We start from the raw sequence: 255 nt of genomic DNA, 5'->3' as shown, positions 1-255 counted from the left end.
AGCACTTCGCGCTCAGGCACAGTGCAGCCATCGCGCCGACTCGGAAGCATTCATTACAATGTCGACCTATGGTGGTGGCAATACCAGCGGTTCAATTGACGTCGCTGCCTGTCTGACTGCGAAGGGCGTGCGGATTGATTTCGAGGTTGAAAGTTTCGTGGTGCATGGCACACAGGACCCATGCGTAAGCGATATCGGTTTCACACTCGGACGCAACCAAGGGCAAGAAAATGCTGTGCTGGCATTCTCCTGCAA

General features: G+C 54.5%; 1 pseudogene. It reads left to right on the top strand.

The window, feature by feature from the left end:
• Positions 1-58 precede the first annotated feature (58 nt).
• Positions 59-255, top strand: a pseudogene (locus L6D63_RS28515) (DNA cytosine methyltransferase); the annotation flags it as partial.

Origin of the sequence: Pseudomonas parakoreensis (genome assembly GCF_021602155.1) — a bacterium.
In the GTDB taxonomy this organism is placed as follows: domain Bacteria; phylum Pseudomonadota; class Gammaproteobacteria; order Pseudomonadales; family Pseudomonadaceae; genus Aquipseudomonas; species Aquipseudomonas parakoreensis.
The sequence above is the reverse complement of the archived record's forward strand: the minus strand, read 5'-3'. Positions and strand labels throughout refer to the sequence as shown.